Annotated in this window: 20 protein-coding genes; 10 read left to right on the top strand and 10 right to left on the bottom strand. The window is 72.0% G+C overall.

The window, feature by feature from the left end:
- Window positions 1-3: 3 nt before the first annotated feature.
- The 3 genes from IF17_RS0108505 to IF17_RS0108495 form a co-directional block, all read right to left on the bottom strand.
- Complete coding sequence (locus IF17_RS0108505; protein ID WP_030563772.1) at window positions 4-945, bottom strand: carbohydrate ABC transporter permease; 942 nt, start codon at window positions 943-945, stop codon at window positions 4-6.
- Between the two features lie 7 nt (window positions 946-952).
- The gene (locus IF17_RS0108500) at window positions 953-2,284 is read right to left on the bottom strand and encodes an ABC transporter substrate-binding protein (protein ID WP_030563770.1); all 1,332 of its coding nucleotides are present in this window, start codon (window positions 2,282-2,284) and stop codon (window positions 953-955) included.
- A 61-nt stretch (window positions 2,285-2,345) separates the two neighbouring features.
- Window positions 2,346-3,551: an ROK family transcriptional regulator gene (locus IF17_RS0108495; protein ID WP_030563768.1), complete on the bottom strand. Its 1,206-nt coding sequence runs from the start codon at window positions 3,549-3,551 to the stop codon at window positions 2,346-2,348.
- A gap of 183 nt (window positions 3,552-3,734) precedes the next feature.
- Between IF17_RS0108495 and IF17_RS0108490 the strand changes: the two genes are divergently transcribed.
- Window positions 3,735-4,304, top strand: a complete 570-nt coding sequence (locus IF17_RS0108490) for a hypothetical protein (protein WP_244890442.1) — start codon at window positions 3,735-3,737, stop codon at window positions 4,302-4,304.
- Between the two features lie 87 nt (window positions 4,305-4,391).
- Here the strand turns inward: IF17_RS0108490 and IF17_RS0108485 are convergent, their stop codons facing one another.
- On the bottom strand, window positions 4,392-5,462 hold the full coding sequence (locus IF17_RS0108485) for a mechanosensitive ion channel family protein (protein WP_030563764.1): 1,071 nt from the start codon (window positions 5,460-5,462) through the stop codon (window positions 4,392-4,394).
- Window positions 5,463-5,777: 315 nt separating this feature from the next.
- Between IF17_RS0108485 and IF17_RS0108480 the strand changes: the two genes are divergently transcribed.
- Window positions 5,778-6,314 (top strand): HNH endonuclease, encoded by a 537-nt coding sequence (locus IF17_RS0108480; protein ID WP_018511439.1) that lies wholly within the window; start codon window positions 5,778-5,780, stop codon window positions 6,312-6,314.
- Between the two features lie 31 nt (window positions 6,315-6,345).
- Here IF17_RS0108480 and IF17_RS0108475 read toward each other — a convergent pair whose 3' ends face one another.
- Window positions 6,346-9,330 carry a glycoside hydrolase family 84 protein gene (locus IF17_RS0108475; protein ID WP_030563762.1) on the bottom strand — a complete coding sequence of 995 codons (2,985 nt, stop codon included), beginning with the start codon at window positions 9,328-9,330 and terminating at the stop codon, window positions 6,346-6,348.
- A 323-nt stretch (window positions 9,331-9,653) separates the two neighbouring features.
- On the opposite strand from IF17_RS0108475, the gene IF17_RS0108470 reads away from it, so the two are divergent.
- The 5 genes from IF17_RS0108470 to alc all read left to right on the top strand — a co-directional run bounded on the left by IF17_RS0108470 (window position 9,654) and on the right by alc (window position 14,679).
- On the top strand, window positions 9,654-9,965 hold the full coding sequence (locus tag IF17_RS0108470) for a hypothetical protein (RefSeq protein WP_030563760.1): 312 nt from the start codon (window positions 9,654-9,656) through the stop codon (window positions 9,963-9,965).
- A complete protein-coding gene (gene malQ / locus IF17_RS0108465; RefSeq protein ID WP_030563758.1) occupies window positions 9,966-12,152 on the top strand; it encodes a 4-alpha-glucanotransferase in 2,187 nt (728 codons plus the stop codon).
- A gap of 38 nt (window positions 12,153-12,190) precedes the next feature.
- A complete protein-coding gene (locus tag IF17_RS0108460; RefSeq protein WP_030563756.1) occupies window positions 12,191-12,403 on the top strand; it encodes a hypothetical protein in 213 nt (70 codons plus the stop codon).
- Between the two features lie 145 nt (window positions 12,404-12,548).
- Window positions 12,549-13,460 (top strand): LysR family transcriptional regulator, encoded by a 912-nt coding sequence (locus IF17_RS0108455; RefSeq protein WP_030563754.1) that lies wholly within the window; start codon window positions 12,549-12,551, stop codon window positions 13,458-13,460.
- Between the two features lie 64 nt (window positions 13,461-13,524).
- Entirely contained in the window at window positions 13,525-14,679 is a 1,155-nt protein-coding gene (alc, locus tag IF17_RS0108450) for an allantoicase (RefSeq protein WP_030563752.1), read from the top strand.
- Window positions 14,680-14,773: 94 nt separating this feature from the next.
- Here alc and IF17_RS0108445 read toward each other — a convergent pair whose 3' ends face one another.
- Window positions 14,774-15,304 carry a hypothetical protein gene (locus IF17_RS0108445; RefSeq protein WP_030563750.1) on the bottom strand — a complete coding sequence of 177 codons (531 nt, stop codon included), beginning with the start codon at window positions 15,302-15,304 and terminating at the stop codon, window positions 14,774-14,776.
- Between the two features lie 158 nt (window positions 15,305-15,462).
- On the bottom strand, window positions 15,463-18,039 hold the full coding sequence (gene pepN / locus IF17_RS0108440) for an aminopeptidase N (protein WP_030563748.1): 2,577 nt from the start codon (window positions 18,037-18,039) through the stop codon (window positions 15,463-15,465).
- Window positions 18,040-18,163: 124 nt separating this feature from the next.
- Here pepN and IF17_RS0108435 point away from each other — a divergent pair, with 124 nt between their 5' ends.
- A complete protein-coding gene (locus tag IF17_RS0108435; protein ID WP_051883925.1) occupies window positions 18,164-18,712 on the top strand; it encodes a DUF1203 domain-containing protein in 549 nt (182 codons plus the stop codon).
- 101 nt (window positions 18,713-18,813) lie between these two features.
- Here the strand turns inward: IF17_RS0108435 and IF17_RS0108430 are convergent, their stop codons facing one another.
- On the bottom strand, window positions 18,814-19,842 hold the full coding sequence (locus IF17_RS0108430; protein ID WP_030563744.1) for an aspartate-semialdehyde dehydrogenase: 1,029 nt from the start codon (window positions 19,840-19,842) through the stop codon (window positions 18,814-18,816).
- 204 nt (window positions 19,843-20,046) lie between these two features.
- Here IF17_RS0108430 and IF17_RS0108425 point away from each other — a divergent pair, with 204 nt between their 5' ends.
- Window positions 20,047-20,568, top strand: coding sequence for an RNA polymerase sigma factor (locus IF17_RS0108425; protein WP_030563742.1), 522 nt, complete (start codon window positions 20,047-20,049; stop codon window positions 20,566-20,568).
- A 2-nt stretch (window positions 20,569-20,570) separates the two neighbouring features.
- Window positions 20,571-21,221: a hypothetical protein gene (locus IF17_RS1000000137085; protein ID WP_051883924.1), complete on the top strand. Its 651-nt coding sequence runs from the start codon at window positions 20,571-20,573 to the stop codon at window positions 21,219-21,221.
- A gap of 74 nt (window positions 21,222-21,295) precedes the next feature.
- Here the strand turns inward: IF17_RS1000000137085 and IF17_RS0108415 are convergent, their stop codons facing one another.
- Entirely contained in the window at window positions 21,296-24,604 is a 3,309-nt protein-coding gene (locus IF17_RS0108415) for a S8 family serine peptidase (RefSeq protein ID WP_030563738.1), read from the bottom strand.
- A 251-nt stretch (window positions 24,605-24,855) separates the two neighbouring features.
- Window positions 24,856-25,953: a hypothetical protein gene (locus IF17_RS0108410; protein ID WP_030563736.1), complete on the bottom strand. Its 1,098-nt coding sequence runs from the start codon at window positions 25,951-25,953 to the stop codon at window positions 24,856-24,858.
- Between the last annotated feature and the right edge of the window lie 121 nt (window positions 25,954-26,074).

Genomic DNA, 26,074 nt, shown 5'->3' with positions numbered 1-26,074 from the left:
GGCTCAGTCACCGGCCTGGATCAGGTTGTTGCGGCCCCGCATGAGCAGCGCGGTGAAGGCCATGGCCAGGGCGAACAGGATGAGGGCGACGACACAGGCGGCGCCGTAGTCGAAGCGCTGGAAACCGAGGTTGTAGACGAGCTGGGGGAGCGTGAGTGTCGACTTGTCGGGATAGCCGGGTTCGAAGGACTGTCCCGAGCCGCCGATGATCCCGGAAGCGACCTTTCCGGCGACCAGGGGCTGGGTGTAGTACTGCATCGCCTGGATGACGCCCGTCACCACGGCGAACAGCACGATCGGCGCGATGTTCGGCAAGGTCACGAAGCGGAACTTCTGCCAGGCGGAGGCGCCGTCCAGCTCGGCCGCCTCGTACTGCTCGGTCGGCACGTCCAGCAGCGAGGCCATGAAGATGACCATCAGGTCCCCGATGCCCCAGACCGCGAGCATGGTGAGGGCCGGCTTGGACCAGGTGGCGTCGTTGAACCAGCCGGGCGTCGGCAGCCCCAGGTCGCCCAGGATCGCGTTGACCGGCCCGGTGCCGGGGTTGAGCAGGAAGACGAAGGCGAGCGTCGCGGCGACGGGCGGGGCGAGGTACGGCAGGTAGAACAGCGTCCGGAAGACGCCCGTCCCTGTCTTGATCTTGGTGATCAGCAGCCCGATCCCGAGCCCGAAGACGACCCGGCAGGTGACCATGACGACGACCAGCCAGAGCGTGTTCCACAGGGACGGCCAGAACATCGGATAGTCCTGGAAGACGTACGTCCAGTTCGTCAGGCCGTTGAAGACCGGCGCGCCGAACCCGTCGTACGACGTGAAGGAGAAGTAGACCGTCGAGACCATCGGGTACGCGAAGAAGACCGAGAACCCGATCAGCCACGGCGACATGAAGGCCGCGTTCCGCAGCGCCGACCTGCGGCGCTTGGAGCGGAGTGTGTGCGTCGTCATCGTCGGGCTACTTGGCCTTGGCGATGTCGGTGTCGATCTGCTTGGCGGTCTTCTCCAGCCCGGCCTGGAGGTCCTTCACCGCGCCCTTCTCGTACTGGTAGCCGAAGTCCTGGAGGGTCTGCTGGTACGTGGAGCCGTTGACGGCCCCGTCGGGGGTGCTGGACTTCGGGTGCTGGGCGATGTCCAGGAAGGTCTTGAAGCGCGGGTCGAACTTCAGGCCGGGCGACTTCAGCGCCTCGAAGGTGGAGGGCACGTTCCGGATGCCGTTCGCGAAGTTGACGACCGCCTCGGTGTCGCTGGTCATGTACTTCACCAGCTCCCAGGCGGCGTTCTGCTTCTTGCTCGCCGGAGCGATCCCCACGATGGTGCCGGAGAGGAACCCCTTGCCGTAGCTGTCCGCCTCGTCGTCGGCGACCGGCATCGGCGCGACCCCGATCTCGAAGCCGGCCCCGGCGTCCTCGGCCATCCCGAGCCGCCACTCGCCGTCCAGCTGCATGGCCACCTGGCCGGTGTGGAAGGGGTGCTTGGCGCCCCACTCGTCACCGAAGGTGCCGCGGTACTTCTCCAGCTTCGCGTAGCCGCCGAGGTCTTCCACGAGCTTCTTCTGATACGTGAACATCTCCGCGAACGCCGGGTCCTTGGCGATGTTGGACTTGCCGTTCTCGTCGAAGTACCTGTGGTCCCACGACGACATGTAGTGGTCCGCGACGGTCTCGTATCCGTGGAAGTTCGGCATGAACCCGAGCTGCCGGTAGCTGTCGCCCTTCTCCACCGTCAGCTTCTTCGCGACGCTCGCCAGTTCGGACATCGTCTTCGGCGGCGCGGTGATCCCGGCCTTCTTGAAGGCGTCCTTGTTGTAGTAGAGGCCGTAGGCGTCCGTGAGCAGCGGCAGGGCGCACCGCTTGCCCTCGAACTGGGTGTAGTCGAGGAGGACCTTCGGGAACGTCTTCTCCAGGTCGAGCTTCGACTTCTCGATGAACGGCTTGAGGTCGGCGAAGGCGCCCGACGAGCAGAACTTGCCGACGTTGGCGGTGGTGAAGGAGGAGACCACATCGGGCCCGTTCGAACCGCCCGCGCGCAGCGCCTGGTTGAGCTTGTCGTCGTTGATGTTGCCGGAGACCTTCACCGTGATGTTCGGGTGGGCCTTCTCGAACCGGTCGATGTTGTCCTGGACGGCCTTGACCTCGGCGGGCGAGCTCCAGCCGTGCCAGAAGTTGATCGTGGTCTTCGCCTTCGGGTCGTCGGTGGCCCCGGCCTCGGACTGGCCGGTACACGCGGTGGCGAGCACCGATATCGCGGCGACGGCGACAGCGGTGGTGGTGAGACGGCTTGTGCGCATGACAAAGCTCCCAGGGACGGGGGAAAAGAGGCAGACGGCAGGGGTGGTTACGGGGGTCGGTTCAGCGCGAGGTGTCGAACACTTCGTCGCGGGTGTCGGCGAGCGCCCTCTCCAGGGCGCCGCGCAGTACGGGGGTGCGGTCGATCTCGCCGACGACCAGCCGGGGCCGGGAGGCGGCGAGTTCGGCCAGCTCGGACTGGATCAGGGAGCGCAGGACCTCGCCGCCCGAGGCGACCGCGCCGCCGGCGAGCACGATGAGCCCCGGGTCCAGGACGGCGGTGACGGAGGCGAGGCCGGTGGCGAGCCGGTGCGCGTACTGGCCCAGCAGCTCGGTCAGCGCCTCGTCCTTCTCGTACGCGGCGGCCGCCCGCTCCAGCAGGGTGGCGGCGGCCTTGGCGTGCGGCTGCTGCGGGGGGTCGATGCCGAGCGCCTTGGCGATCCGGGGCACCGCCTGGGCGCCCGCCAGCTCCTGGAAGCCGCCGCTGTTGGCCTTGACGACTTGGCGTACGAGGGGGGTCCCGGGCACCGGCAGGAAGCCGACCTCGCCCGCGCCGCCGGTGAAGCCGCGGTGCAGGCGCCCGTTGATGACGAGGGCGGCGCCGAGCCCCTCCTCGTTCCAGAGCAGCACGAAGTCCTCGTGGCCGCGGGCCGCACCGAGGCGCTGCTCGGCCACGGCGACCAGGTTGACGTCGTTCTCGTACTCCACCGGCATCGGCAGGAACGCGGCCAGCTCGTCCAGGAGGGTGGGGGAGTGCCAGCCGGGCAGGTGCGAGGCGTACCGCAGCCGCCCGGTGCCCGGGTCGAAGGCGCCCGGGGTGCCGATGACGACCCGGTGGATGTCGGCGCGGGTCAGCCCGGCCTCCTTCACCGCCCCGTCCAGCGCGTCGGCGACCTGGCGCACCACGCTGTCGGCGCGCCGCCCCGGTGTCGCGAGCTCGAACTCCCCGACGCTTGCCCCGGTCACATCCGCCACGGCGGCGATGATGCGCCGCTCGTTCACATCGAGCCCGGCGACATGGGCGGCGCGCGCGTTCACGGTGTAGAGCTGGGCGTTGGGCCCCGGCCGCCCCTCACTGGTCCCGGTGGCGACGACGAGCCCCGCCGCTTCCAGCCGGGCCAGCAGCTGGGACGCGGTGGGCTTGGACAGCCCGGTCAGCTTGCCGATCCGGGTCCGGGAGAGCGGCCCGTGCTCCAGCAGCAGATCGAGGGCGGCCCGGTCGTTCATGGCCCGCAGCACCCGGGGGGTGCCCGGTGTGGTTCCCGTCATCGTGGATGCCCCACCCTCGTCGACTCTGTTAGGAAACTTTCCTATTCTGGGAGGACCGTAAGACGCGGGTCGCCGGGGCGTCAATGGTGACCGCGCGTCCGGCAATCAAAGCGTTACCTCGCCGGGGCGGTATCGAGAGCATCCTGGGGCGGGCACAGTTGTCCAGGCGGGGGTGTGTCAGGCATGGGGGAACAGGTACGAAGACGTGGCGGGGCCGAGCCGGGGCACGGGCGCGCCGGCCGTCCAGGGAGGCGCGCCAAGGCGCTCGCCGGGGCGCTCCCGGCCGCGATACTCCTCGCCTCGTGCGTGCTGGGTGATGCTCCGCCCGAGAAATTCTCCGGGTTCCGCATGGAGGGAACCGGCCTTCTCGCGGCCATGCCGCTCTGCTCCGACGAGACGATCACGGGGGCCGCGATCGTCGTCCCTCGGAAGGACAAGACGGTCGACGACTTCGAGACGCTCTGGAGCGCCCGCGAGCCCAGCACGGCCGAGGCGCGCGGCGGGGTCTTCCACGTGAACAGCCCGAGCAGCTTCACCACGGTGACCAAGCCGCTGTCCGGCACGCTGCCGAACACGTTCTACGTCCAGTTGCAGCATCTCCGGGCGGGGGAGGAGACGACGAAGTCCGGCTACGTCGACCTCGGGAAGCTGAGATCCGCGGAGCTGGCGGACGGTGAGTTCCTGACGTACAAGGGCGACGTGATGACCCGCGCGGAGATCAACGCCCAGCTCCCCTGCGACAAGAAGAAGTGACCGTTTTCCGATGACAGAAGAAGATGACAGAAGAAGGGGCGCCCCACCGACCCGGTGGAGCGCCCCTTCTTCAGAGCACGCGTGCCCCTACTTGTTCAGGTTCGTCGCCGGCGGCGGTATCGGCGTCGCCGCCATCGACTGCGGAGAGGTCGCCGACGCGTACGCCGACGGGGCCGCCATCGCCGCCGTCGGGTCCGCCGTGGACTCGCCCTCCGTCTGGAGCGGGACCGCGCCGATCATGCGGATGCCCGCGTCGTCCAGCGCCTGCTTGATGCGCCAGCGCAGCTCGCGCTCCACGCCCACCGACTTGCCCGGCATCGTCTTGGCGGTGACCCGGACCGTCATGGAGTCCAGCAGGACCGCGTCCAGGCCGAGCACCTCCACCGGGCCCCACAGCCGCTCCGACCAGGGCTCTTCCTTCGTCATGGTCTCGGCGGCCGTGGCGATCGCCTCGCGGACGTGCTCCAGCTTCTCCGTCGGGCGCACCGTGACGTCGACCCCGGCGGTGGACCAGCCCTGGCTGAGGTTGCCGATCCGCTTCACCTCGCCGTTGCGGACGTACCAGATCTCGCCGTTGTCGCCGCGCAGCTTGGTGACCCGCAGGCCCACCTCGATGACCTCACCGGAGGCCACCCCCGCGTCGATCGTGTCCCCGACCCCGTACTGGTCCTCCAGGATCATGAAGACGCCGGAGAGGAAGTCCGTGACCAGGTTGCGGGCGCCGAAGCCGAGCGCCACACCGGCGACACCGGCCGAGGCGAGGAGTGGCGCCAGGTTGATCTTGAAGGCGCCCAGCACCATCAGGGCGGCCGTACCCATGATCATGAAGGAGGCCACCGACCGCAGGACCGAGCCGATCGCCTCCGACCGCTGGCGTCTGCGCTCCGCGTTCACCAGCAGACCGCCCAGCGCCGTGCCCTCCACCGCCTGGGCGCTGCGGTTCATCCGGTCGATCAGGTTGGTCAGGGCGCGCCGGATCAGATAGCGCAGCGTGACCGCGACGGCCACGATCAGCAGGATCCGCAGACCGGTGCTCAGCCAGGTGGACCAGTTCTCCTCGACCCACCCCGCGGCGTTCCCGGCCTGCTCGGCGGCTTCCTCCAGCGAGCCGCCCGGCCCGGGTGACGGGGTTGCGGCCAAGAGGACGGACAGGTGCACGGTGGGGACCTCCAGAGGGACGACGGTTGACCGATAACACTAACGAAGCCGGGGGAGTGGATCGTTGCCGTCTCCGGAGGAGAGACAGGTCTCACCGGGGATACGTCCGCTGTGGCCGATCGCACACTGCGCGCGGCCGCCCTGGTGGGACCGCCCTCCGGGGCCGGGCCGGCGCCCGCCACGCCCCGGGGTGAGAAAAATCCTCCCGGCCCGTTACCCCTACGTGGTGGCGCTTTGACCAGGCATGAGGAGAGACTGAGATCGGATCGTCCCGGCGCGAGCCACGCGCCGCCGGCGTACAAGGAGGCATCCACCGTGCCGCACGTCCTGGTTCTCAACGCGTCGTACGAGCCGCTCGGCGTCGTACCGCTCCGCCGCGCGCTCGTCCTCGTCCTCGAAAACAAGGCGATCTGCCTCGAGGAGACCGGCGCCTTCCTGCACAGTGCCACCGCTGCCGTGCCCGCGCCCAGCGTGGTCCGGCTCAAGCGTTTCGTCCGGGTCCCCTACCGGGGGCCCGTTCCCCTGACACGCCGGGCGCTGTTCGCCCGGGACGGGGGGCGCTGCATGTACTGCGGGGCCGCCGCGACCAGCGTCGACCACGTGATCCCGCGCAGCCGCGGTGGACAGCACGCGTGGGACAACGTGGTGGCGGCCTGCCGCCGCTGCAACCACGTCAAGGCCGACCGCCACCTCCCCGAGCTCGGCTGGCGGCTGCGCCACCAGCCCGCCCCGCCGACCGGCCTGGCCTGGCGGATCATCGGGACCGGACACCGCGACCCGCGCTGGCTGCCGTACTTGCAACCGTTCGGCGCGGACGACGTGATGGCCCGGATCGACGGCGTTTCCGCCTGAGACCGGGCCTTCGTCGTCCCTGTCCAGAACGTCACTCCGCTACCGCGTACGCCTCCACCGACCACAGCGAGTAGCCGTACTGCGTCGCCCGGGCGTCGCCCTGCACCCGGATGAACCGGGTGTCCTTCGCGTCCATCCGCACCGACTCGCGACCTCCCCGGCCCTCCCGGACGGTCGCCGCGGTGCGCCAGGTGCGGCCGTCGGCGGAGGTCTGTATGCGGTAGCCGGCGGCGTACGCGTCCTGCCAGGACAGCACCACCTGCCCCAGCCGCACCGGCTGCGGGAGCTCGGCCTGCCACCACGCGCCGTCCTCCGCCGGCGAGGACCACCGGGTCTCCGGATCGCCGTCCGAGGCGGCGGACGCCGGGAAGTCCGGGGTCTCGTCGGCGGAGGAGGAGGCCGTGGCCGTACGCACGAGATCCGGGCCGCCCGTACGCGGGAAGGCCCGCACGGTCAGCGTGGACTCCTGGCCGCCGAAGGTCAGCGGCACCTCGTACTCACCCGCCGGGGTGTCCGCCGGAACGGTGATGTCCACCGGCACCTCGGTACGGGAGCCGCGCGGCACCGTCGTCTGCTTCGGGACCCGCACCTCGATGCCCTTCGGCGCCTTCGCCGTCAGCTTGCCCTTCACCTCGGCCGGACGCCGCCCTGCCAGCCGCGCCGCCACCCGCTGCGGCTCACCGCCGATCTCCGCGTCCGTCTCGCCGTGCGCCAGATCGAGCACGGCATCCGGCTCGTCCCCGAACCACGGCACCAGGGCGCGCAGCTTCGGGGTCCCCGCCGGGATCGCGGGGGCCGGCGGCAGGCTGGGGCTCAGGTACGACGGGGGCGTGGTCCGGGCCGCCTCGGGCACCGTGACCCGTACGGCATCCGCGCGCAGCCCCTTCGCGGCGGTCTGGGTCCAGCCCGTCGGGGACAGCTGCCCCAGCGCCCGCCACCCCTCGCCCGGCACATGGGCCTCCACGACCGCGCCGGTCAGGTCGGGTCCGGGCTCGGCGAGCGCCGTCACGGCCTCCACCGGACGGGCCCGGTCCAGGCGGACCGTGTAGCTGTGCGCGTCCTTGGTGACCCGGCCGCTGGACCGGTCCACGCCGTTCCAGCCGTCGGCGGTCTTCTCCGCCCGGTCCAGGAAGGGGTCGAGCACCCCCTTGCCGACCGTGGCCCTGGCTGCCGCGATCTCCTGGCGCAGCGGCTCCAGCGCCAGCTGCGCCCGCCAGGCGGCCGCCCCGTCGCCGGCCGCCTGGGCCTGGAGCAGATCCACGACGAGCTCACCGGCGTGGCCGTAGCGGGCCAGCTGCTCGGTCCAGGGGCGGACCTCGTCGGCGAGGCGCCCCTCGGCGGGGGTGGCGAGCCGGTCGGGGGTCTGCCGCATCACGGTGAAGGCCGCCCGCAGCTCGCGCGCCGCCCGGTCGCGTACCGGCGCGGCGGCCGCCCGGGACTGCCAGAACGCGGCGAACAGGGGCTGGAGGTAGGCGGACTCCGCCGAGCCGAGCACGGAGTCCGCACTGTTGCCCGCCAGTGCCCGCAGCGCCTCCCGGGCCCCCGCGTCGCCGCCCGCCAGATCGTCGATCGCCGCCTGCCACGACTCGTCCGCGCGGTACCCCTTCGGGTTCCAGGCGAAGTCGGCGGCGGTGAAGAGCGGGATGCGGGAGGCGGCCGCCTGCTCCATCGCGTTGGCCAGCAGCGCCGCCGAACCGCTCGCCACCGCCGGGTCCCGGCCGGTGTAAGGCCCCAGGAAGATCCGGTCCTGGGCGTAGTCGTTGACCGGGTAGTTGTCCATCGTCACCAGCGGGTGGCGGAACGCGGCCCGCGCCCCGGACAGCTCACGCCCGGTGATCTTCTTCGGTACGACCCCGACGCCCGTCCAGGCCACCTGCACCCGGCCGTCCAGCTCGGCGGCGAGCGCCGTGCGGTAGTCGGTCGCCCCGTCCTGGTAGAACTCCGTCGGCAGCACCGACAGCGGCGCCGCGTCCGGATGGCGCTCCTCCAGATGCCGGGCGACCGCCCCGGCCACCCTCGCCTGCGCGCGGGCCGCCGCCGTGGGCCCGCTGCCGAACGTCTCGGCGTCCAGGTCGCAGTGCCACTCGCTGTAGCTGACGTCCTGGAACTGGAGCTGGAAGACCCGCACGCCCAGCGCCCACATCGCGTCGATCTTCTTGGTCAGCGCCCGGACGTCCTGGTCGGAGGCCATGCACATGGCCTGCCCCGGCGAGACGGCCCAGCCGAGCGTCACATGCTCGGCCTCGGCCTTCTGCGCCAGCTCCCGGAACTCCGCGCGCTGCTGGGCCGGGTACGGCTCACGCCACCGGGCCAGCCGGTAGGGGTCGTCGCCCGCCGCGTAGAGGTACCGGTTCTGCTTGGTGCGGCCCATGAAGGCGAGCTGCGCGAGCCGCTCCTCCTGGGTCCAGGGCTGTCCGTAGAACCCCTCGGCCATGCCGCGTACGGCCGTGCCCGGCCAGTCCCGCACCACGACCCCGGCCACCGAGCCACCGCGGACCAGCTGCCGCAGCGTCTGGACCGCATGGAACAGGCCGTCCTCGCCGAGCCCGTCCAGGGCCACGGTGGCGCGCCCGGCGACCTGGCCGGAGGCGATCCGGTAGCCGCCGGTGGGCAGGTCGGCGCGGTCGGGTGCGCGCAGCGCCCGCAGCGCCTCCCCGGCGCCCGGGCCGCCGATCCGGATCAGGGGCCCGCGTCCCGGCAGGCTCTCGTGGACGGTCGTGACCCCGGCCGCGCGCAGCAGGGAGCGGAGCTCCTCCACGGCGTACGCATCCGCGTCCGGCGCGGCGACGACGGTGGCCTCACGGCCGAGCGGCACGGCCGGGCCGGTGGCCCTGATGCTCTGCGGCCGGGGCCACACGGCGGGCGGCTGCGCGCTGTCTGCGCGGTCGGGCGAGGTGGCGGGGGGTTTGCCGGGGTCGGCGGGGGCGGCGGTCGCGGCCGGTGCGAAGGGGCTCAGCAGCCCACCGATCACGGCGACGGCCACGGCCGTGGCCCGCTTTCTGCGCCCGAACCGCACGTCGCGCTCCCTCGAAAGGCCTGAGTGGGGTCCGAGCCCACCACCCGGGCGCGAGGGTGTCAATGCAGCTGGCTGTTCTGTCGGATTTGCCGGGAATACTGACACCTTCGTGCCTGGTGGGACGCGTGTGGCTGACGGGGATGGCTTAAAACGGCCCATACCTGCCGTACGGGGAACGGAATGTGACCCACGGCACGTTGGCTCGTTGTTCTGATGCGTGCGTGGTATCTGCCTGGACATGACGTGTACGTCACGTCGAGGTCTGCGCACGCGAGGCCTGGGTAGGCCTGCTGTGTCCTGTTCTCCACGGCCAGGAGGCCACCATGCCCGCATCCGCGCAGCTTCTGCTCTCCGCCCTTTCCAAACAGGTACCCGCCCAAGCCGATCCCGCACCTCTCACCAGCGGCCTCCCCCTCGACGATGTCGCCTTCCTGATCAGCGGGCCGCCGCTCGCCGATATCCCCCTCCAGCTCGGCGAGTCCTCGTTCGCCGACGCCGCACCGCTGACCAGCGAGCCCCCGCTCGCCGATGCCACCCCGCTCACGAGCGAGCCTCCGCTCGCCGCCGTCGCCCCTCTGACCAGCGAGCCGACCGCACCCGGCACCGCAGGGGGCATGGAGTTCCCAGGAGTCTGAATGGGCTTGTCCCGGCTCGCCGCACTGCACGGTGTCGCCACCTCCTACTCCCCGTCCCCGGATGTCACGGTGTCCGTCCCCGACGACACGGTCATCGCCGTGCTCGCCGCGCTGGGCGTGGACGCCGGCACCCCGGAGGACGTACGGAGGTCACTCGTCGCCGCGGAGTCCCGCTCGCGCCTGCTGCCGCCCACCGTGGTGGTCTGGGCCGGTGAGCCGCTGCCGCCCGCGCTGACCGCGCTGCCGCCCGGCTCGACCGTCACGGTCGAGCCGGAGCCGGCCGGCGGGCTCCCCGCGCCCGGCGCCTCCTGGACGGTCCCGGAGCCCGCCACCTCCTGGACGGTGCCGGAGGCCGCCTCGTCCTGGAAGCTGCCGGGGGTAGCGGAGGCCGCCCCGGACCCGGCCGAGCTCCCGCCCGGCTGGACCCAGCCCCCGTACGGCGTCCACCGCCTCCATGTCCGTGCGCCCGACCACCATGAGGCCACCGCCACCCTGGTCGTCGCCCCGGCCCGGGTCCCGCAGCCGCCCGAGCGCACCCACGGCTTCCTGGTCCAGCTCTACTCCCTGCTCTCCGCCCGCTCCTGGGGCATGGGCGACCTCGGCGACCTGGCCGACCTCGCCGCCTGGGCCGGGCGCACCCTCGGCTCCGGGTTCATCCAGGTCAACCCCCTGCACGCAGCCGTCCCCGGGAAACCCACCGACCCCTCCCCGTACCGCCCCTCCTCGCGCCGCTTCCCCGACCCCGTGCACCTGCACGTCGAGTCCGTCCCGGAGTACGGGCACGTCCACGACCGGGCCACCCTGGACGACCTCCGCCAGGACGCCGCCGCCCTCAGTGAGGCCGTCCTCAACAAGGGCGCCCTGATCGACCGGGACGCCGTCTGGGAGCTGAAACGGCAGGCTCTGGAGCTGATCGCCCAGGTGCCGCTCACCCCCGGCCGCCGCGCCGCCTACTGCGACTTCCTGGCCGAGCAGGGCCAGGCGCTGGAGGACCACGCCCTGTGGTGCGCGCTCGCCGAGGTGCACGGCCCCGACTGGCACAGCTGGCCCGAGCCCCTGCGCGACCCCCGCTCCCCGGGGACCGCCCGCGCCCGCTCCGAGCTGCTGGACCGGGTCGACCTCCACTGCCGCCTCGCCTGGCTGACCGCCACCCAGCTCGCAGACGCCCAGCGGGCCGCCGAGGACGCCGGGATGGAGGTCGGGATCGTCCACGACCTGGCCGTCGGCGTGCACCCGGCGGGCGCCGACACCTGGGCCCGGCAGGACGACTTCGCCCACGGCATGTCCGTCGGCGCGCCCCCGGACGCCTTCAACGCGCGCGGCCAGGACTGGGGCCTGCCGCCCTGGCGCCCCGACGCCCTCGCCGCCACCGGCTACGCCGCCTTCCGGGGCCTGCTGCGCGGCCTGCTGGCCCACGCGGGCGCCCTGCGCATCGACCACGTCATGGGCCTCTTCCGGCTCTGGTGGGTGCCGGAGGGCAGACCGCCCACCGACGGTACGTACGTCGCGTACGACGCCGAGGCCATGCTCGCCGTCCTCGTCCTGGAGGCCCACCGGGCCGGCTCCGTCGTCGTCGGCGAGGACCTCGGCACCGTCGAGCCCGGCGTCCGCGAGGCGCTCGCCCGGCGCGGGGTGCTCGGCACCTCCGTGCTCTGGTTCGAGCGCGACTGGGACGGCGACGGCCGCCCGCTCGCCCCCGAGAAGTGGCGCCGCGACTGCCTCGCCACCGCCACCACCCACGACCTGCCCTCCACCGCCGCCCGGCTGACCGGCGACCATGTGACGCTCCGCCACCGCCTCGGCCTGCTCACCCGCCCCCTGGAGGAGGAGCTCACCGAGGACGTCACCTCCACCGCCGAGTGGCTGGCCCTCCTCGCCCGGCTGCGGATGCTCCCCGAGGGCGACGGCAACGAGGAGGCGGCCGTCCGCGCCGTCCACCGCTTCCTGCGCGCCACCCCCGCCCGGATGACCGGCGTCTGGCTCCCCGACACGGTGGGCGACCGCCGCCCGCAGAACCTCCCCGGCACCTGGGACCAGTACCCCAACTGGCGGCTGCCCATCGCCGATCCGGAGGGCCATCCGGTCACCCTGGAGGAGATCGCCGCCTCGCCCCGGCTGCACGGACTGATGGAGGTCCTGCGGCCGGCGAAGGCCCGTACGGCACCCCCGGGCGAGCGCCCCGACTAGGCGTTCGCTACGTTGGCACCGTGGACAAGAAGAACGGAATGCGCGCCGGCGTCGTTGCGGCCGGGACGACGCTGATGATGCTGCTCATGTCGGCCCCGGCTCTCGCGTACACCCGCGACGACGGTGACGACCCGGGCCCGGGCCTCAGCGCGATGGAGACCATCGGTCTCTACGTCATCGCGCCCATCGGGCTGTTCCTGGTGATCACGGCCCTGGTCATGGTCCTGGACAAGTCCAAGAAGCAGGTCTGACCCGCACCCGTACGAAGGATGCGCCGCCGGTAGGAGCTACCGCGCGGCGCATCTGCATGTCGGCGCGGCGCATCCGTACGTCCGGCGGCGGAGGGCGCACGAGGCATCCCGTCAGGTTCACGAGGCACCCCGGTAGGTTGCTGCCATGACCGAGTGGGACGTCAAGAAGCTCCGCATCCTGCGCACCCTGCGCGACCGGGGCACGGTGACGGCGACCGCCGAGGCGCTCCTGATGACCCCCTCCGCCGTCTCCCAGCAGCTCACCAACCTGGCCAAGCAGCTCGGCGTGGAGCTCCTGGAACCCCAGGGCCGCCGCGTCCGCCTCACGGACGCCGCCCACCTCGTCCTGCGCCACGCCGAGGCGGTCTTCGCCCAGCTGGAGCGGGCGGACGCCGAACTCACCGGCTATCTGCGCGGCGAGGCGGGTGAAGTGCGCGTCGGCGCCTTCTCCACCGCCGTACCCGCCCTCGTGGTCCCCGCCGTGCGGCTCCTGCGCGCCGAGGACCGCCCGGGACCCGACGTACGCGTACGGGAGGCCGAGGCGGCACAGGCGTACGAGCTGCTCACCGCGGGCGAGGTCGACCTGGCCCTCTCGCTGGCCGCCCACGCGCCGACCGCCCGCGACCCCCGCTTCTCCCTCTTCCCGCTGCTCGCCGACCCGCTGGACGTGGCGCTCCCGGCCGGCCACCCACTCGCCGAAGCCCCCGCGCTGCGCCTCGCCGACCTGGCCGCCGACCGCTGGATCTTCGGCGGCTCGGGCCCCTGGTCCGAGATCACCACGGCCGCCTGCGAGGCGGCCGGCTTCGTCCCCGAACAGGCCCATAGCGCCGCCGGGTGGACCGCGATCCTCGCTCTGGTCGAGGCGGGCATGGGCATCGCCCTCGTCCCCCGGATGGCCTCCCGGGAGCAACGGCGCGAAGGGGTGGTGATGCGGGTCCTGGAGGAGGACCAGCCGCGCCGCCATGTGGTGGCGGCGGTCCGGCACGGGGCGGAGAGCGGCCCGGCGGTGGCCCGGGTCCTGTCGGCCCTCAGCCGCGTGGCCGGATCGTTCATCTGAGCTGAACGGTATCTGCGAAAACTTTCGATGGACCTGATGGGTCGGTCGGCGCGAAGGTAGGGACATGACCTTCGACGCGAGCGAGACCGCATTCCAGAACTCCGACACCGACCCCCACGCCAATGACGCCGCGCCCTACGGCGGCGGCGACCCCTACGCCGACTACCGCGAGGCGGGCGACCTCCCCTTCACCGAGCTGGTCGACCTGGCCGACCGCCGCCTCGGCGCGGGAGTGATCGCCGCCAACGACGAGTTCTTCGCCGAGCGCGAGAACCTCCTCCTGCGCGAGCGCGCGGTCTTCGACCCCGAGCACTTCGGCCACAAGGGCAAGATCATGGACGGCTGGGAGACCCGCCGCCGCCGTGGCGCCGACGCCGAGCACCCCTTCCCGGCCCCCGAGGACCACGACTGGGCGATCGTCCGCCTCGGCGCCCCCGGCATCGTGCGCGGCCTGATCGTGGACACCGCCCACTTCCGCGGCAACTACCCCCAGCGCGTATCGGTGCAGGCCACCGCAGTCGAGGGCGCCCCGAGCCCCGAGGAGCTGCTCGCCGACGACGTGAAGTGGGAGGAGATCCTTCCGCCCACCCCCGTACGCGGGCACGCGGCCAACGCCTTCGAGATCACCGGCGGTCGCCGCTACACCCACCTGCGCCTCTGCCAGCACCCCGACGGCGGCATAGCCCGCCTCCGCGTGCACGGCGAGGTCGTCCCCGACCCGGCCTGGATCGCCGCGCTCGGCACGGTCGACCTGATCTCGGTGCTCAACGGCGGCACCTACGAGGACGCCTCCGACCGGTTTTACTCCTCGCCCACCCAGATCATCCTGCCGGGCACCTCCCGCAAGATGGACGACGGCTGGGAGAACCGCCGCCGCCGGGTCCGCGACACCAACGACTGGGTCCGCTTCCGCCTCCCCGCCCAGGGCGCGGTCCGCGCGGTCGAGATCGACACCGCCTACCTCAAGGGCAACTCCGCCGGCTGGATCGCCCTCCACGGCCGCAACGGCGACACCGGCGAATGGTTCGAGATCATCCCGCGCACCCGCCTCCAGCCCGACACCCTGCACCGCTTCGTGCTGCGCGCCCAGGCCGTCGTCACCCACGTCCGCCTCGACGCCTTCCCCGACGGCGGGGTGGCCCGGATGCGGCTGCACGGCGGCTTCACGGAGTCCGGCACGGCCGAGCTCACCCGCCGCTACGAGGAGTCGGGCGCGTGACCCCGTCATCCCGCTGACCACCCCCAGTTCCCGCCCGGCGGACGGCTGCGCTCCCGCGCCCGCCCGCCGGGCGGTTTCCAGCCCAGCGCGCGGCTCAGGCGGCGTACGCCGAGATCCGCAGCGTCTGGGCCAGTACCCGCCAGCTGCCCCAGGCGAACACCCGGTTCACCGTGTTGCAGAAGGCCTCGCCCGTGCAGTCGGTGGGCCGGTCCTGCCAGGCGCGGACGGTCAGGGTGTGGAAGCCGAGCGTCCGCGTGAACGCGAAGCGGATGTGCATGCCCCGGCCCAGCTGGTGGCCCGGCAGCGTGTTGATCTGGAAGAAGTCGTTCCCGATGTACTCGACCTCCACCGGGTTACCGCCCAGCAGCTCGCAGCGCGCGCCCGCCCGGATCCGGCCCGCGCAGCCGCCGCTCACCGGGAAGAGCCAGAAGTGGTCGGTCAGCTGGGCCCGGACCGCGTGCGGGCTGGTGAAGGGGTGCAGCCCGAGGCTGTACCCGTACGTGTAGAGGCCGTAGCAGCCCGCCGGGCCCGCGCGGCAGCCGGTGCGGGGCTCCGCGACGGCCGGGCCCGTCAGCAGCCCCGCGCACAGGGCCAGCGCGACCGGGACAGCGGCGAAGCCGGGCATCGACCCTCCGGTTGCGTACGGCGTACGGCGTACGTCTCGCACGCTAGGCCACCGGATACGGGCCCGCACGCGGGCGTACGCCGAAGAGGCGGGGGTGTACGCCAAGGGGCGTCCCCTCCGCCGCAGCGGAGAGGACGCCCCCAGGAGCACCGTAAGGACTACGCGGTGGCCGCCGCCGCGTCCGCCGTCTGGGCCTTCAGCGCGCGCTCCACGCCCGACCGCGACTCCGACATCGTTCGGCGCAGGGCGGCGCTCGGCTCGGCAGAGGCCAGCCACGCGTCCGTGGCGTCCAGGGTCTCCTGGGAGACCTGGAGGGCCGGGTAGAGGCCCACGATGATCTGCTGGGCCATCTCGTGGCTGCGCGAGTCCGAGACCTCCTTCACCGAGGCGAAGTACTTCTCCGTGTACGGGGCCAGCAGCTCGCGCTGGTCCGCCTGGACGAAGCCGGTGATGACCGCCTCCTGGAGCGAGTTGGGCAGCTCGCCCGACTCCACGACCGAGGCCCACGCCTCCGCCTTGGCCTCCTCCGAGGGCTGCGAGGCCCGGGCGGTGGCCGCGTGGCGCTCGCCCGCCGCCGTCCGGTCGCGCTCGTACTCGGCGGCGATCTCCTCCTCGTCGAGCAGGCCGACGGCCGCGAGCCGCTGCACGAACGCCCAGCGCAGCTCGGTGTCGACGGTCAGGCCCTCGATCGACTCCGTACCGTCCAGCAGCGACTGGAGCAGGTCCAGCTGCTGCGGGTTGCGGGCCGTCGCCGCGAAGGCACGGGCCCACGCCAGCTGGTGGTCGCTGCCCGGCTCCGCCGCCCGCAGGTGCGCGAGCGTCGCCTCCGTCCACTGGTTGAGCACGGCCTCACGGGACTCCGGGGCCGCGTACAGGTCCAGGGCCAGCTTCAGCTGGCGGTGCAGCGACTGGACGACGCCGATGTCCGACTCCTTGCCGATGCCGGAGAGCACCAGCGAGAGGTAGTCGCGGGTCGCCAGCTCGCCGTCGCGCGTCATGTCCCAGGCCGAGGCCCAGCACAGGGCGCGCGGCAGCGACTCGGTGAAGTCGCCCAGGTGCTCGGTGACGACCCGCAGCGACTCCTCGTCGAGGCGGACCTTCGCGTACGACAGGTCGTCGTCGTTGAGCAGGACGACCGCCGGACGGGCCTTGCCCACCAGCTCCGGTACGGCGGTGCGCTCGCCGTCGACGTCCAGCTCGATCCGGTCCGTCCGGACGAGCTTGCCGCTCTCGTCCAGGTCGTACGCGCCGATGGCGATGCGGTGCGGGCGCAGCGTCGGCTCGCCCTTGGCGCCGGCGGGCAGCGCGGGGGCTTCCTGGAGCACGGTGAAGGAGGTGACGCGACCGTCGGCGTCGGTCTCGATCTCCGGGCGCAGGATGTTGATGCCGGCCGTCTCCAGCCACGCCTTCGACCAGGTCTTCAGGTCACGGCCGGAGGTCTTCTCCAGCGCGCCCAGCAGGTCGGAGAGGCGGGTGTTGCCGAAGGCGTGCGCCTTGAAGTACGCCTGCACGCCCTGGAAGAACGCGTCCTTGCCGACGTACGCCACGAGCTGCTTGAGGACGGAGGCGCCCTTGGCGTACGTGATGCCGTCGAAGTTGACGAGGACGTCGTCCAGGTCGCCGATGTCCGCCATGATCGGGTGCGTGGAGGGCAGCTGGTCCTGCCGGTACGCCCAGGTCTTCATGGAGTTGGCGAACGTGGTCCACGAGTGCGGCCACTTCGAGCCCTCGGCGTCCGCCTGGCAGGCGATCGAGGTGTAGGTGGCGAACGACTCGTTCAGCCAGAGGTCGTTCCACCACTCCATGGTGACGAGGTCGCCGAACCACATGTGGGCCAGCTCGTGCAGGATCGTCTCGGCCCGCACCTCGTACGCCGCGTCCGTCACCTTGGAACGGAAGACGTACTGGTCGCGGATGGTGACCGCGCCCGCGTTCTCCATCGCGCCCGCGTTGAACTCCGGGACGAAGAGCTGGTCGTACTTGGCGAACGGGTACGCGTAGTCGAACTTCTCCTGGAACCACGCGAAGCCCTGCCGGGTGACGGCGAAGATGTCCTCCGCGTCCAGGTACTCGGCGAGCGAGGGACGGCAGTAGATGCCGAGCGGGACGGACTGGCCGTCCTTCTCGTAGCTGCTGTGCACCGAGTGGTACGGGCCGACGATGAGCGCCGTGATGTACGTGGAGATGCGCGGCGTCGGTTCGAACGTCCAGACGTCGTCCTTCGGCTCCGGCGTCGGCGAGTTCGAGATGACCGTCCAGCCGGCGGGGGCCTTCACGGTGAACTGGAAGGTCGCCTTCAGGTCCGGCTGCTCGAAGGAGGCGAAGACGCGGCGGGCGTCCGGCACCTCGAACTGGGTGTAGAGGTAGGCCTGCTCGTCGACCGGGTCGACGAACCGGTGCAGGCCCTCACCGGTGTTGGTGTACGCGCAGTCGGCGACGACCTTCAGCTCGTTGGCGCCCGCCCTCAGCTGCGGCAGGGCGATCCGGGAGTCGCGGAACACGGCGGCGGCGTCCAGCGCCTCGCCGTTGAGCACGACCTCGTGGACGGCCGGGGCGACCAGGTCGATGAAGGTCTCCGCACCGGCCTCCGCGGAGTCGAAGCGCACGGTGGTCACGGACCGGTAGGTGCCGCCCTCCTGCGCTCCGGAGAGGTCGAGATCGATCTCGTACGCGTCCACGGTCAGCAGGCGCGCCCGCTCCTGTGCCTCTTCGCGGGTCAGATTCGTGCCAGGCACGCGGTCATCTCCTAGGTGTGCGACTTGATATGCGACGTTTCCGTCATCCTTCCATGGGCCGCGCTCTCAGCGCGATGTCCGTTTTCCGCCGGACGCGGACGGCTCCGGGGGCCAGGCTCGAACCATGACCGGATACGAGACCCGCGCCATCACCGCCTACGAGCCGAGCCCTGTCGCCCGATACGAGCCGCGCCCCATCGCCCCCGCCGCCCTCGCCGAGCTCCGCGCCACCGACGACGCGGGCCGCCCCTGCGCCCCGTACACGGAGACGGGGGCCGGCGCCCCTCTCCGCTGCTGCCTGCGCGGCAGCGAGCCGGGGGAGCGCATCGCCCTGGTCTCCTACGCCCCGCTGCGCCGCTGGGCGGCCGGGACCGGGGCGGCCCCGGGGGCGTACGACGAGCAGGGCCCCGTCTTCATCCACGCCGAGGAGTGCGCGGGCCCGGCCCCTGCGCGCCCCGGCTACCCCTTCTCACGCCCCGGCGCCCTGCGCACGGTGCGCCGTTACGACGCGCGCGGGCACATCGCGGGCGGCCGTCTGCTGGAGATCCCGGCCGAGGCGGGGAAGGGCTTCGACGCGGCGTTCGACGAGGCGTTCGCGGACCCGGAGGTGGCGCTGGTGCACGTACGGGCGGTGGAGTACGGGTGCTTCCACTTCGAGGTGCGGCGGCCCTGAGGTACGTATACGAAGGGGCGGCCACCGGTGCACTCCGGTGGCCGCCCCTTCCCGTGCTCGTACGCATAAAAGGGTCGCGCGTCAGCGAAAAGGGCCGCGCGTCAGCCCTTCAGCTCGGCCGCCACCAGCTCCGCGATCTGGACGGCGTTCAGCGCCGCGCCCTTGCGGAGGTTGTCGTTGGAGACGAAGAGGGCGAGGCCGTGGTCGACGGTCTCGTCGACCCGGATGCGGCCCACGAAGGAGGCGTCCTTGCCCGCCGCCTGGAGCGGGGTCGGGATCTCCGAGAGCTCGACGCCCTCGGCGTCCTTCAGCAGCTCGTAGGCGCGCTCGACGCCGATCGGGCGGGCGAAGCGGGCGTTGATCTGGAGCGAGTGGCCGGAGAAGACCGGGACCCGGACGCAGGTGCCGGAGACCTTCAGCTCCGGGATCTCCAGGATCTTGCGGGACTCGTTGCGGAGCTTCTGCTCCTCGTCCGTCTCGAACGAACCGTCGTCCACGATCGAGCCCGCCAGCGGCAGCACGTTGAAGGCGATCGGACGCTTGTAGACGGCCGGCTCGGGGAAGTCCACGGCCTCGCCGTCGTGGGCCAGCTTCTCGGCCTCGGCGACGACCTTCGACGCCTGGCCGTGCAGCTCGGCGACGCCGGCCACACCGGAGCCGGAGACGGCCTGGTAGGTGGCGACGGTCAGCGCTTCGAGGCCGGCCTCGGCGTGCAGCGGGCGCAGCACGGGCATGGCGGCCATCGTGGTGCAGTTCGGGTTGGCGATGATCCCCTTGGGCCGGACGCGGGCCGCGTGCGGGTTGACCTCGGAGACGACCAGCGGGACCTCGGGGTCCTTGCGCCAGGCGGAGGAGTTGTCGATCACCACGGCGCCCTGGCCGGCGACCTTCTCGGCCAGCGCCTTGGAGGTCGCGCCGCCGGCGGAGAAGAGCACGATGTCCAGGCCGGTGTAGTCGGCCGTGGAGGCGTCCTCGACGGTGACGGGCGCACCCTTGAAGTCGATCGTGGAGCCGGCGGAGCGGGCGGAGGCGAACAGCCGCAGCTCGTCGACCGGGAAGTCCCGCTCGGCCAGGATCCTGAGCATGACTGTGCCGACCTGACCGGTGGCGCCGACGATTCCGACCTTCACTGGGACTCCTCTGTATGTGTGTGCGGCTCTGTATGTGTATATGCGCGGCCCTATTGCCCGCTCCATGATGCGTATGTCCGGGCCCGGCTTGTCCAATCCATTGTCCGGCCTGCGGACGGCCACCGCGGAAGTGAACGCTTTGCCCGGCTCCGGCGTCGTAGGAGCGATGTCCGTCGGGGAGCGCGGTGGAGTGGGGGAGGAACCTTGCCGAAGAGGGGACGTACGGGGCCGGAGGGGGATCTTCTGGACCCTTCCCAGGTCCATCGGGTCAGGTCTGTGCTCTCCCTGGGCGGGGTGCCCCACGGCGACCTGCCCGACGGGGTCCAGCAGGTCCGCCTCCGCCTCCTGGAGCACACCGCGGCGGGCCGTGAGGCCCCGCGCGACCTGGGTGCCTGGGCCGCTGTGGTGGCCTCCAACCTGGCGGCCGACTGGCACCGGGCCCGCGGCCGGCAGGAGCGGCTGCGGACACGTCTGGAGGCGCTGGGGCCGGCGGGAGGCGGGGCGGAGGGCGGCCAGGAGGCCCGTCTGCTGTCGCTGGCCGTCGCGGAGGGGCTGGACGCACTCCCGGACGCTCAGCGACAGGTGCTGATTCTTCGCTTCTACGCCGATCTGTCCGTTCCGCGCATCGCGGAGGCGCTGGGCATTCCGGAGGGCACGGTCAAGAGCCGGCTGCACACGGCGGCCCGCGCCCTGCGTGGGCGGCTCCATGTGGACGAGGTGGTGTGACGATGACCATGAAGGACTCCGACGAGCTGATGGCCGTGCTGATGGCGGGGCCCGCGCCCGAGGGCGAGGCGGAGGCGGCCGCGTACCGGGCCGCCGAGCGGGACATGGCGCTGCTCCGGGAGGAGCTCGGCCTGCTCGGTGACCTGCTGGCCCGGGAGGAGCCGGGAGCCGCCCCGCCCCCGGTGGCCGTCGCGCCGTCCCGCCCCAGGTGGCGGCGCCCCGGAGTGCTCGCGCTCGCCGCCTCGGCGGCCGTCCTGGCCGGTGCGGCCGGCGTCGGCCTGTTCTGGACGGCGGCGCGGCCCGCGGACGACGGCATGGCCAAGCTGACGGAGGCCGGCATAGTCTCCTGCGCCCGGGTCATCGCGGACGGCACGGTGACCGCCGTGGAGCCGGCCGGGGAGCGGCTCCGGGTGGTGCTCACGGCCGACCGGTTCCTCAAGCCGGACGCGCCCGGGACGGACCGGGTGGAATTCCTCGTTCCGAGGAGCGAGGCGGCCGGGTTCCCTCCCGGCGTCCCCATGGTGGTCAGCGTGTCCCGCTTCGAGGACGAGCCGGTCATGGGCTTCACGGGGGACGGACGGGCCGAAGCCTGGGAGTGGATGGCCGCGGCGCTCCCGGAGTCGCGCTCGACACCCTGCGACGGCCGCGGATGACCTGCGAGGCCCGCGGATGAAAGGAGAAGAGGCGGGCGCCCGAAGGCACCCGCCTCTTCACCGTGCTGGGGCTGTTACGGCGTGACCTTCTCGATCACGACGCTGCCGGTGCCCGCGGCGGTGCCGCGCGCGTTGACGAGCTGGACCTCACCGAAGAACTGGCGCCCCTCGGGAGCCGCACCGGCGACCACGACCTCGGCGCCGACCTGCGCCGAGGCGCCGTTCGCCAGGTTGTAGGTCTTCGACGCGTCGACCTTCAGGGTGCCGAGCGAGGCCGCGTAGTAGACATCGCGGTAGTCGTACGTGGTCGACCCGGACGGGACCGAGTACCCCTCCACGATGACCGTGTACGTACCGGCGGCCGGGTTGGTCAGGCTGACCTTCTCCTCGGAGCCGGCGGTGGTGCCGCTGCCGACCTGCGTGGCGCCCCGGAGGACGTAGAGGTCGAGGTCGGCGTTGGCGTCCGACGTACCGCCGATGGCGACGTCGAGCTTCTCGACGCCCGCACCGATGGTGACCGTGGTCTGACGGGTCTGGCCCGTGGAGATCGACGGCTTGTCGACCTTGGCCGAGCCCAGTGAGCCGCCCTTGAGCTTGCCCTCAAGAGCCGCCGCGCCGTTGGTGACCTTCCAGTTCACCGCGGCCGGAGCGCCGATCTTCGCCTCGGCGATGGTCTGCACCGCCGGGTCGAAGGAGGCACCGAGCAGCGAGACGTCCAGCTTGAACGGGTTGTCCAGCAGCGGCGACGTACGGCGCGACTCGACCTCGATCTCCCACACGCCGGGGTACGGGTCCTTGTAGGACCGCACGTCCGGACGGCAGGTGTTGGCCGGGTTCTCGTAGTTCGGGTAGCAGTTGACCGTGGAGGTCGGGTCGACCGGCGTCCCGTACGGGTGCAGGGCGATGAACCGGGTCTGGCTGCCCGAGCGGAGCGCGCTGAGGGCGACCTCAAGGGTCTTGGCGCCCTCCGGCACGTTGATGAAGTACGAGGTGGTGCCGTTGCGCTGCACCGAGCTCGACGACTTGAACGCGTAACCGGGGTGGTTCAGCTCGTTGGCGACGACGACCGTGGAGAGGACCTGGTGGTCGATCCCCTTGGTCTTCTTGTCGTCCAGCTCCAGGATGGCGCTGTGCACGCCGGCCTTCTTGGCGTTCGCCGTGACCTTCAGCTTCACCGGGGTGTCGAGCGGCAGCGAGACGTACTCGGGGCTGCTCAGCTTGAAGGTGCCGTCGTTGTTCTTCCACGACAGCTTGTGCTGGACGTTGCGGTCCGGACCGGTGGTGCGGGTGACGGTGATCTCGTAGACCTTCGTCTCGCCGGTCTTGAGGCCGCCCTCACGGTCGTAGAGGCCGGTGCCGAAGCCCGGGTCCTTGAGCGCGAAGTCGATCGCGGTGTCGACCGGGGCCTTCACCTTGTACTCGTGCGCCGGGTTGCCCTTCCTGGTGATGAGCTTCCAGGCACCGACGATGTCGATCAGACCGGAGCCCTGGGCGTGCGCGGGCACGTCCTTGATGTGGCTCGCCGAGCTGGTCAGCGCCACACGGAGGTCGGCCGGGGGCAGCTCCAGGTCCTTCTGCTTCGCGGCGGAGAGCAGCAGGGCTGCGGCGCCGGCGGCCTGCGGCGAGGCCATCGAGGTGCCCTGGAGCATCGAGTAGCCGGGCGGCAGGGCGTAGCCCGCCTCCTTGACCGGACCGCCCTCGGACCAGGTCTGGGTGGTGTTGATCGCCGCACCCGGAGCCGAGATGGTCGGCGTGAAGCCGCCGTCCTCACGCGGACCGCGCGAGGAGAAGGGGAGCAGGTCGTACTTCTTGGTGACGCTGGAGCCGTAGTTCGCGGCCCACGTCTCCTTGGAGATCGACGCGCCCACCGAGATGACGTGGTCGGCCAGGGCCGGGTCACCGATGGTGTTGAGGCCCGGGCCGCTGTTGCCGGCCGAGATGACGAGCTGGACGCCGTAGATGTCGACGAGGCGCTTGTAGAGCTCGGCGCGGGCGTTGTTGCCGTCGTTCAGCGGCGGCAGGCCGCCGATCGACATGTTGACGATGTCGACACCGCGGTTGACGACGAGGTCGATCATGCCCTCGGTCAGCGCGATGTTGGTGCAGCCGCCGGACCAGGTGCAGGCGCGCGAGGAGACGACCTTGGCGCCGGGCGCCGCGCCGTTCATCTTGCCGCCGAACAGGCCGTTGGCCGCGGTGATCCCCGCGACGTGCGTGCCGTGCGAGCCCTCGATCACGCCGATGTTGACGTAGTCGGCCTTGGCGCCCGCGGCGTTGTAGACCACGTTCTTGCGGGTCTCGACGACGAACGGGATGCGCTCGACGACCTTGGTGGCCGGGTCGTCCTCACCGAAGTACGCGACCTGGAACTTGTCCTTGTACGGCTTGAGGGCCGTGTCGTCGGAGAAGTCCGCGTTCGCGTTCAGGTCCACCCGGATGGTGCCCTTGACCGCGTCGTACAGCACGCCCCACACGTCGGTGGTGTCACCGTCGCGGTTGAGGTCGCCCGCCATGTCGCCGCCGGTGGTGGCGGCCTCGGCGAAGGTGGCGAACTTGTAGCTGCCCGCCGGAGCCGAGTAGGTCTTCCCGCCGGCCGTGAACGTCGGGCCGGTGACGGTCTGCGACATCTGCAGCCAGGTGCCGTCGCCGTCGTTCACCGGGTCGGTGGCCGTCACCCAGTCGACGATCTTGCGCTCGCCGGTGGTGGTCTTCTTCAGCGCCGGGTGGCCGAGGTCGACACCGGAGTCCAGGACACCGATGGTGATCCCGCGGCCGTCGGCCGTCGGGTTCTTCTCGACGAACTCGACCGCACCCGTCTCGAAGGAGGGGTTGTACGGGTTGGCGGCCGGGGTGTTCTTGCCCGGTGCGGCGTAACTACCCGTGGCCTTCAGCTGCTTGGCCCCCGCGGCCCGGTCGCCCGAGGGCGTCGGGTCGTCCAGCTTGATCTCCTGCTTGAGATCGATGCCGAGCACGGACTTCAGCTTGGAGGCCGCCTCGATGGTGGCCTCGGCGGTGCCGGTCGGCACCGTCGCCCGTACGTACCCGAGCTTGTCGTAGGTCTGGCCGAGCACGGAGCCCTTGACGGCGTCCAGCTGCTCGGTGACCTGCTCGGTCGCCCCCGGGGTGGTGGCGATCATCATCGTGACGTTCTTCTCGCCCTTGGCCTCGGCCTTGGCCAGAACCTCGGCGTCAGCCTTGCCGAGCTTGTCGCCCCGGTCGCTCGTGGCGGCCGGTTTGACGGGTGCCGGTGCCGGGTCGTCGACGGCGAACACCGGCGCGGCGCCGGCGGCCGCGAGGGCGGCAGCCAGGCCGGCCGCGGCCGCTATGCGCGCGGCGCGTCTCGTCCCGGGTATGGAGCTGGGGGATTCCTTGGTCATCAGCATCCCTGTAATTGAAAGAGAGAGTCCGGAATTCGGTACCGGATGACCGCTCAGCCTGTCGTAAATGACAGGGCTTTGTGGAGAGTTGACGGAGACGAGACAGGTACATGGCATAGATCCGCCACGGGGCGCGATACGTCACGCGGGATGAATGAGGTGAAAGTGGCTGCCGGAATTCCTTATTCCGGGTCTGCGGTCCGGACCACGGGCCTGGTGGTCCGGACCAGTGGCACCGGGAACGCCTCGCCCCCGGCTCACCGCGGCAGCACCACCACATACGCGGCCGGCTCCCGGTCGTTCGCCGCCATCAGCGCCGTACGCACCACCGTGGCCTGCTGGTCCATCGCCTCGCGCAGCTTCCTCGGGGTGAGGTGGACGACCGTGACCCCCAGCCGCTCCAGCCGGTCCCGACGGGCGGCGTACGCGGACCACTGCGGGTCCTCCACGCGTCCCGCGCCCCGGTTCCCGCCCCGCCGCCCCTCTTCCGGCGCACCGGACCGGGGCGCGCGGGTGTCCAGCTCGACGGCGACGGCGAGATCCGGCCAGTACGCGTCGACGCCGCCCAGCTCCGGCCCGCCCGGCAGCCGCAGCTCCACGTTCCACAGCGGTTCCGGCAGCCCGTGCTCGCGCACCATCGCATACAGCCGCTCCTCCGCCACCGCCCGCCCCGCCGCCAGCAGCGCCTCCACCGCACCCGCCACCGCCGGCCGCCCCAGCAGCTTCGCCGCGCTCAGCTCCCGCACCACGGCGGCCGGTTCGCTGTGCCCGGCCCGCACGGCCTCGGTCAGCAGCCGGCTCACCTCCTCCGCCTCCCCCAGCCCCGCCACCGCGTCGGCCAGCGCCCGCTCCACCGGGGCGACGGGCACCCCGGCCAGCCGCACCGGCACGGGCGGCGCGGCGGTCGCCCGTACCACCTCCACGAACCGGGTCGAGCGCAACCACCGGGTGCGCGGCACCAGGACGTCGATCCGGTGCAGCGCCCCGAGGTCCGGCACCGTGGCGAAGCCGTGCAGCGCGAGCGCCGCCTGCCCGGTCACCATCGCCTCGCCGAACCCCGCGTCCGCGGGCGCCGGGACCGTACGCCGGGAGGAGACCGGCGGGCGGCCCGCGTACAACAGGGCGCCGTGCAGCCGCTCCTGGCCGCTGGGCGGGCCCGGGTGCAGCAGATAGACCCCGGGCAGCAGGTGCTGCCAGGGGCCGCCGGGCAGGCAGTGCGCGGACGTCTGCGCGGCGGAGACGCCCCGCGCGCGGAGCTGGGCCGCGGACAGGACGCGGTGCGTCACGTCCTGGAGGTGGTGCGGGGGGCGGGGGAGGCGCGGGGACAGGGGGGAAAGCGGGGTGTTCTGGGTCATGGTCGATGATTTCCCGCCGGCCGAGGGTGCCCTAACCCCTGTTACACGCCCGTCGACAATTCCGGACAACGCCGCCCTAAAGTACGGGCGTTCGAGGAACGAAAAGGGCTGTCGCGCGGGA

The sequence above is a fragment of the Streptomyces cyaneofuscatus genome, from assembly GCF_000718135.1.
Classification (GTDB): domain Bacteria; phylum Actinomycetota; class Actinomycetes; order Streptomycetales; family Streptomycetaceae; genus Streptomyces; species Streptomyces cyaneofuscatus.
This window is presented reverse-complemented; position numbering and strand designations above follow the sequence as displayed.